Source organism: Streptomyces sp. URMC 126 (genome assembly GCF_051386555.1).
Lineage (GTDB): Bacteria > Actinomycetota > Actinomycetes > Streptomycetales > Streptomycetaceae > Streptomyces.
Genome location: NZ_JBPQTX010000318.1, coordinates 1 through 7,885 on the forward strand (window position 1 = coordinate 1; position 7,885 = coordinate 7,885).

The following is a 7,885-nucleotide window of genomic DNA, read 5'->3' on the forward strand; positions in this document are numbered from 1 at the left end:
ACGCGGGGGCGAGAGGGGAGGGGGGGCGGACGGGCCGGTTCACGCCGCGCCCCGCTCCAGGCGGGCCGCCACGGCAGCCACCGCCTCGGCGGTGCTGACCTCCGAGGGGTGCCGGCCCGCCACCACGGTCAGGTCGAACAGCTCGCGGACCACCCGCCGCTTCGCCTCGCCGACCGCCGTCTCCGCGACCCCGTGCCCGGCGAGCAGCAGGGAGAACGACGAGGTGGTGCCCGACCCCTCGTGGACGCCGAGCTTGGGCCGGTCGACGGTCTCCGCGGGCAGCGCGTCGGCCAGGGCGGCCCGCAGCACCCACTTGTCCCGCCCGTACCGGCGCTTGAGCCCGGCCTCCAGCGGAACGAGCAGGTCGAGGACGTCGCGGTCCCAGTACGGGTGCGTCGACCAGTGTCCGGCGAGCGTGGACAGCACGGGCGACATCTCGTTGAGCCCGTCGAAGGTGGCCATGTCGTACGCCACCGCGGTGTCCAGGTCCGGCAGCCGGTCCTCGCGGTGCATCCCGGCGAGCGGGATGTCCGCGCCGTACCCGGTGACGATCCGGCGCGCCGGGCCGCCGAGCGCGCGGTAGAGCGCCACCAGGGGCAGCAGGTACTCGATGGTCTCGGGGTCCGCCGACTCCGCCGCCCAGATGGCGTACGGCAGTTGCTCCAGCAGGTCGGCGGTGGGCACGGTGATCTCGCGGTGCCGGCTGCCGAGGTGCTCGGCGACCACCCGGGCCTGCGGGAACTCGTCGGAGACGTCGGTGCCCAGGGACACCGTGTCCAGTGCACCGGCCGCGCGGTGCGCGCAGGCGGCGACGCCGGAGGAGTCGATGCCGCCGGACAGCACCACCAAGGGGGCGGAACCGGCCGGGACCCGGGCCGTGACCGCCCGTTGGAGGGCGGCGCGGACGGCCGCCACCGCCTCGTCCTCCGGCATGATCCGCCGGGCCAGGGCCGGACGCCAGGTGGGGTGGGCCGTGGTGGTGCCCGACTCCAGGTCGACCTCCCACACGGTGCCCGCCGGCACCTGGCGGACGTCCGGCAGGCCCGGCAGGCGCCGTGACTCCGGCAGCGGCAGGCCCCGCGACGGTCCGTCCGCCGTCAGGGTCTTGGCCTCGGTGGCGGCCCTGACCTCGCCGGGGGCCACGCGGCAGTACAGCGGTACGGAGCCGGCGTGGTCGGTGGCGAGCAGCACGCGGCGCCCGGTCCGGACCACGGCCGCGAACCGGCCGTTGAGCAGCCGGAAGGCGTGGAGCCCGTACCGCCGGAGCAGCCGCAGCAGCAGCTCCGCGCCGTCGTCCGCCTCCTCGCCCGGGGGCAGGACGGAGCGCAGGGCCTCGCGGTCGTAGAGCTCGCCGGCGAGGAGGACGGCGGTGTCGCCGTCCCGGGCCCGGGCGCCCTCGGGCGCGGCCTGAGGATGGTGCACCAGGGTCGCGGCGAAGGTCTGCCCGGGCGGGGACAGGTCGATGTCGGTGTGGCTGCCGAGGGTGGCGAAGGCCGCGCCGGGGGCCCGGTGGCGCTCGGTCCGGGCCGTGGCGTGGAACCCGAAGGCAGCCGGAAAGACCGGTGCCTCCATGATCAGATGCTGAGGGCGCCGAAGCCGCCCGGCTGGAAGTCGTAGCTGATGGGCACCTCGATCAGGAAGGGGCGGCCCAGCTCGGCGCCCTTGCGCAGCGCGGCCAGCAGCTCCTGCCGGTCGGTCGCCCGGGTGGCGTCCACGCCGTTGGCCTCGGCGAGGGCGACGAAGTCGACGCCGGTGAACTTGACCGCCGGGTCGTGGCTGCGGTGGTGGCCGAGGTTCTGGTACAGCTCGATCAGGCCGTTGGTGTCGTTGTTGACGACCACGGTGACGATCGGCAGCCCCAGCCGGGCGATGGTCTCCAGGTCGGCGCTGTTGGAGTGGAAGCCGCCGTCGCCGGCGATGAGGAAGGTGGGCTGGTCCGGGCGGGCCAGCTGGGCGCCCATCGCGGCCGGGATGCCGTAGCCGAAGCTGGAGCAGCCGGCCGAGGTGAGGAAGCCGAACGGCTGGTCGGCGCGGGCGAAGAGGACGCCGTAGTGGCGGAAGAAGCCGATGTCCGAGACGATCGTGCCCTCGCCCGGGCCGGCGGCCTCGGCCATCACCGTGTTCATCGAGTCGATGACCTGGTGGACCCGCATGCCGTCCTCGTACTCCTTGGGGTCGGCGAGGAATTCGGCGACGCGGGCCCGGAGCGGGGCGATGTCGTGCCGGTTCTTCGCCGCGACGGAGGCGGTCGCCGCCTCCAGGTGCTCGACGAACGCGAGCACGTCGGTGACGACGTCGACGGTGGGCCGGTACACGCGCGGGACCGGGTTGACGGTCGGGGAGACGCGGACGGTGTCCTTCTCCACGCCCCGCTGCCACATGGACGGGCGGAGGTCCTCGGCGTAGTCGTAGCCGAGGGTGAGGATCAGGTCCACCGGGGCGAACAGGGTGTCCAGGGCCGGGAAGTCGAGGATGCCGTCCATGTAGCCGGTGACGGCACCGTAGTTGAGCTCGTGGCCGTGCGGCAGGACGCCCTTGGCGATGTACGTCGTGATGACGGGCACGTTGAGCCGCTCGGCGAGGGCGCGGATGGCGGGCACGGCGCCGGAGCGGATCGCGGCGGCGCCCACCACCAGCACCGGGTGCTCGGCCTTGGCGAGCAGCTCCGCGGCCCGGTCGGCGGCCTTCCGCCAGCCGTCGGCGGTCAGGCCGGTCGGCTTGGCCGGGGTCTCGGCCGGCGGCAGCGGCACCGAGGTGTCGATGCCCTCGCTCGACCCCAGCAGGTCGACGGGGAGCGAGATGAACGACGGGCCCACCGGCTCGGTCATGGCGGCGCCGACCGCGGAGTCCACCAAGTCGGTGATCTCGTGCGGGCGTTGCAGCTCGACGGCGTACTTGGACATCGGGGCGATGATCGACACCGCGTCCAGGCACTGGTGGGTGTCGTTGGGGAAGATGTCGTGGGACTCCGACTGGGCGGCCAGCGCGATGACGGGCGAGCGGTCCAGGACGGAGGTCGCGATGCCGGTGGAGAGGTTGGTCATGCCGGGGCCGAGGGTGGCCCAGCACGCCTGGGGGCGGCCGGTGATTCTGGCGAGGACGTCCGCGGCGACGCCGGCGGTGAACTCGTGCCGGGTGAGGACGAATTCGACGCCCTCCACCTCGTCGAAGAGGATCGACGCGGCCTCCCGGCCGACGACTCCGAAGACCTTCTCGACACCGTGGTCGCGCAGCCGGGAGAGCAGGGCGTGGGCGGCGGTGGGCTCGGAGCTGGGGCCGGTCGAAACGCGGGACATGAGCGCCTCCAGAGGCGGTCGGGGGTTGCGGTGCCGCCACCTTGGCCGGGCGCCCTCTTCACGCCCTCTCCCGCCCGTATCGGCGGGATCGCGCGGAGAGCGGGAGGAGAGGGGAGGCGGGCCGTGAGTCGGCCGGGAGCGGGCCGCAAGTGGGCTGCGGCGGGCTGGGAGTTGGCTCCCCGGGCCGGCTTCCGGTCGGCTCGCGGCCGACTGGTGGCCCGCCTCGTGGCGGCTCGCGGCCCGCTCGTGGCTCATCGCGGCGGAAAGCCGGCCCATCGCGCGGAGAACCGGAAGCGGGGCGCGCGCCGGATTCGATCCGGCCACTTCTTTTCGAAAATTTGGTCGAAAGTTCCGCTGATTTCTTCAGAGGTCTAGACCACGCAGGTATGAGATGCATGTCTTACGCCGGGATTGCCGGGTGTCGGCAGCCGATAAAGCGGACCCGCGTTTCTCCGGCCTTGTCGCTTCCATGTCTTTCGTGCCGGACGGTTCGTCGGCCTTGTCCGTTGTCGCGACTTCTTCAGGCGGGGAACTGTCCTGATCACTTCCTGGGGGGCGGTCAGGCAAGCGCGCGCTGCATAATCTCGGGTCCATGACGTCTAACCGATCCTCCGGTGACTATGCGCGGCCTCACCGTCGGCGTTCCCGCGGTTCGTTGATCGTCACGACCTGCGTAGGGCTGGCCGCGGTCGTGGGGATCGGCTACTGGGGCTACAACACCGTGCTGGCGGACGGGGATTCGGACGACCCCCAGGTCGCCGACGCGACCAAGGCGCTGCAGGGCTTCCTGGACGCCTGGGAGGCCGGCGACGCGCGGCGGGCCGCGCAGCTGACCGACACCCCGGACGGCGCCGAATCGCTGATCAAGTCCGTCATGACGAACCTCAAGCCGTCGAAGACGGATATCGCGGCGGGCGACGGCGAGCGAAAAGCGGAAGGGGAGGTGGTAATTCCCTTTACTGTGAAGATGGCCCTCCCGGGGGCCGGTGACTATTCATGGCGTTCCCGGGCGAAGGTCGTCGGGGGCGACAGCAAATGGAAGATTAAATTCCAAACGGAGATGATCCATCCGGAAATGGTTCCGGGGCAGACGCTCGCCCTGAACTCCCGCGAAAGGGCCGCCGTCCTGGACGCCGGTGGCCGGGAGCTGCGGGCCACCTCCCTCGTCGGAGTCGTCGACACCGCGACCGGCAAGGGAAAGTCGGGCCTCCAGGCCCGGTACGACGAACAGCTCACCGGACGGTCGGGCGCCGCCAAGTCCGTCGTGATCGTCAACCGGGAGTCCGGCCAGGTGGTGAAGAACCTCACCGGCGAGGAGGGAGGCGGCGGCAAGCCGGTACGGACCACCATCGACCCCAAGGTGCAGGAGGCCGCCGCCAAGGCGCTGAGCGATGTGAAGAAGAACGCGGCCATCGTCGCCGTCGACCCCAGCAACGGCCACATCCTGGCCGCCGCGAACATGCCCGGCGGCATGAACCGCGCGCTGGAGGGCCGTTACCCGCCCGGCTCGACCTTCAAGGTGGTGACCGCCGCCGCCCTGCTGAAGCAGGGGATGAAACCGGCCGACCGCGCCGACTGCCCCAAGTTCGCCCACGTCAACGGCCAACGCTTCGAGAACCAGGATCAGTTCACGCTGCCTCCCGGGTCCACCTTCCGGGACAGCTTCGCCCACTCCTGCAACACCTTCTTCGTCAACTCCCGTGCCAAGCTGTCGCCGGAGAGCCTGCACCAGAGCGCCGAGGCCTTCGGCATCGGCGGCCGGTGGGACGTCGGGACGACCACCTACGACGGCAGCGTGCCGGTCACCGGAAGCGACAACGAGAAGGCCGCCTCGACCATCGGCCAGGCCCGCGTGCAGGCTTCTCCCCTCGTGATGGCCTCGATCGCCGCGACCGTGAAGGAGGGCACCTTCAAGCAGCCCGTTCTCGTGCCCGACGCGGTCCGCCACCGCTACGAGGCACCCGCCCGGCTCGACCCCGGAGTCGTCGACGCTCTGCGCGAGATGATGCGCGCGACCGTCACCAACGGCGCCGGCCGGGCCCTGAAGGCCGTCCCCGGCGCCCCGCACGCCAAGACGGGCACCGCGGAGTTCGGTACGGAGACCCCGCCGCGCACCCACGCGTGGATGATCGGTTATCAGTCGGACCGCAACCTGGCCTGGTCGGTCCTGCTGGAGGACGGCGGCTCCGGCGGACGGGACGCCGGCCCCGTGGCGGCCAAGTTCCTCGGGAACCTCATGGACTGACCCCGGCCGCTCCCCGATCCCTCGGGTGCTCACCGTTGGGAGCCGGCGCCGGCACGCGACCCCGTGGTCCGTGACGGTGCGGCTCTTTCGATTGGTTTGGTGTTTTTTGCTCGCCTATCCAGTTTCCGATCATCAATTAGTGACGTTTTGATCATCGAGAGTGACAGGTGTGACGGCCTTCGAGCAGTACGCCGGGGAAGGGCATCCGTGGTGCGCACCCCCTCCTGTTCGGGGCACGGCCTGTCCACGACGCGGGGGGTAATCGCCATGAGTACGTGGAACGACGTGACGATCCGGCTTCTCGGCACGGTGAGTTTCCTGAAGGACGGGGTGCCCGTCCCCCTCCAGGGCCAGCGGCAGCGGCGCTTCCTGGCCTCCCTCGCCCTGCGGAACGGCCAGGTGGTGTCCAAGGAGGCCATCAGCGAGGACTCCTGGGACGGTGAGCCGCCGCTCACCGTCTCGGGCCAGCTCCAGACGTCCGCCTGGATGGTGCGCAAGGTCCTCGCCCAGGCCGGGATCCCGCGCGACACGCTCGTGTCGCACGACCGCGGCTACGAACTGAGAATGGCCCACGAGGCCGTCGACCTGTTCGTCTTCCGCGAAGCCGTGCACAGCGCGCGCGAGTCGTATCAGCGGGGCCGGTACGCGGACGCCGCCGGACGCCTCGACGCGGCACTGGCCCTCTGGCGCGGGCCGGCCCTCGCCGACGTCACCTCCAGCCGGCTGCGGCTGAAGGCGGAGGCGCTGGAGGCGGAACGGACGTCGGCGGTCGAGCTGCGCGCCCAGACGGACATCGCGCTGGGCCGTCATCCGGAAGCGATCAAACGGCTATCGGAACTGATCGATCGGGATCCCTTCCGTGAGGATCTGTATGTCAGCCTGATGAAGGTCTATTACGCCGAGGGTCGGCAGACCGACGCCATCCAGGTCTTCCACGAGGCGAAGAGGATCCTGCGCGAACAGATCGGCGTCAATCCGGGCGCCCGCATGACGACGGTGATGCAGGCCATCCTGCGGCAGGACGAACGCTTCCTGCGCGTCGGCTGAGATACCGGCCGAGATGCCGGCTGAGCCGCCGGCCGAGACGTCCCGGCTGAGACCGGAGCTCCCGCGCACCGGCGGCCGGCGACGAACGCTTCCCGCACATCGGCCGAACGAGCGGGGGAGACCGCCACGCTCCCCGGCATCCGCTTCCGGCGCACACCGCACCACGCGGTACAACACCCTTGCCACGTACGGGTTCCGTGGCGCGACGGCCGCCCTCACGGTGCTCCGACTCCGCTCGGGGCACCGCGACCGTCCGGCGCTTCGTGGGCACCGCGAACCGTCCCGAACGATATTACCGGCGGTGCCACCGTGCTTGCGCACCGACCCGCCTTTCGGGGGACGACTGACTCAAAACCGCCACCCCGCAAGCCGGTTGTCATAGGTTCGCCACCGCTCGAAGCGGTGTGGAACGGCAAGGCGGAACGGCAAGGGTGGCGGGAACAGTGGCGGGTCGACGAGCGGTACTCAAAGGGGTTCTGGCGGCATCGGGTTCCGCGGCGGCGGCCGGGACGGCGGTGTCGGTGGCCCTGCCCCCGGAGTACGGGCGCGGCGGCCCGTACTCCACCTCCGTCCGGCTCCGCTGGCTGGGCGTCGCCGGCTGGGAGATCCTCCTGGAGGGCGGCCGCAGCATCGTCTTCGACCCCTACCTGAGCCGGATGCCCTGCACGGACCACACCGGCGCGCTCGACCCCCGGCTCCCGCTGCGCCTGGACCGGGCCGCCGTGGAGCGAGTGGCGGACCGCCACCTGGCCGGACCGCCCGAGCTCGTGCTGGTCAGCCACGGACACTTCGACCATGTGGCGGACGTACCCCAGCTGTTGGGCCGCCCGGAGTGGGAACGCTCCCGGATCCGTACCGTCTGCGACGAGACCGTCCGGCACCTGCTCGTCGCCATGGGCACCCCGTCCCGGCGCCTCGGCGACGTCATCCAGGTCAAGGGAGGGGAGTACCTGCAGTTCGACGGGTACACCGTGGAGGTCTTCCGCAGCCTGCACAGCCAGTTGGCCGACCACGGCTGCTTCGCGCCGGGCCGCCGGGCCGCGCCGCCGCGCCGGCCGGCCACGCTCGGCGATCTCGTCGAGGGCGACACCCTCGCCTACCAGGTGTCCGTGGACGGCGGCCCCAGGATCCTGCTCATGGGCGCCAGCAACTTCGTCGAACGGGAACTCGCCGGCATCCGCCCGGACGTCGCCCTCGTCCCGATGAGCTCGCACCAGGCGGTCCACCGCTACGTCGAACGGCTGCTGGACGCCACGGGCCACCCGCCCCTGCTCCTCCCCTGTCTCTTATACACAAC

The 7,885-nt window shown here is 71.5% G+C and carries 5 protein-coding genes; 3 read left to right on the forward strand and 2 right to left on the reverse strand.

What is annotated here, in order from left to right:
* Nucleotides 1–39: 39 nt before the first annotated feature.
* Both ACSNOK_RS27700 and ACSNOK_RS27705 read right to left on the reverse strand, forming a co-directional pair.
* Entirely contained in the window at nucleotides 40–1,572 is a 1,533-nt protein-coding gene (locus ACSNOK_RS27700; protein ID WP_436783522.1) for an asparagine synthase-related protein, read from the reverse strand.
* A 2-nt stretch (nucleotides 1,573–1,574) separates the two neighbouring features.
* On the reverse strand, nucleotides 1,575–3,296 hold the full coding sequence (locus tag ACSNOK_RS27705) for a thiamine pyrophosphate-binding protein (RefSeq protein ID WP_436783523.1): 1,722 nt from the start codon (nucleotides 3,294–3,296) through the stop codon (nucleotides 1,575–1,577).
* Between the two features lie 655 nt (nucleotides 3,297–3,951).
* On the opposite strand from ACSNOK_RS27705, the gene ACSNOK_RS27710 reads away from it, so the two are divergent.
* The 3 genes from ACSNOK_RS27710 to ACSNOK_RS27720 all read left to right on the forward strand — a co-directional run.
* A complete protein-coding gene (locus ACSNOK_RS27710; protein ID WP_436783524.1) occupies nucleotides 3,952–5,541 on the forward strand; it encodes a penicillin-binding transpeptidase domain-containing protein in 1,590 nt (529 codons plus the stop codon).
* A gap of 267 nt (nucleotides 5,542–5,808) precedes the next feature.
* Entirely contained in the window at nucleotides 5,809–6,588 is a 780-nt protein-coding gene (locus tag ACSNOK_RS27715) for an AfsR/SARP family transcriptional regulator (RefSeq protein ID WP_436783525.1), read from the forward strand.
* 443 nt (nucleotides 6,589–7,031) lie between these two features.
* Nucleotides 7,032–7,885, forward strand: an 854-nt coding sequence (locus tag ACSNOK_RS27720; RefSeq protein WP_436783526.1) for an MBL fold metallo-hydrolase, incomplete at its 3' end; no start/stop codon positions are given.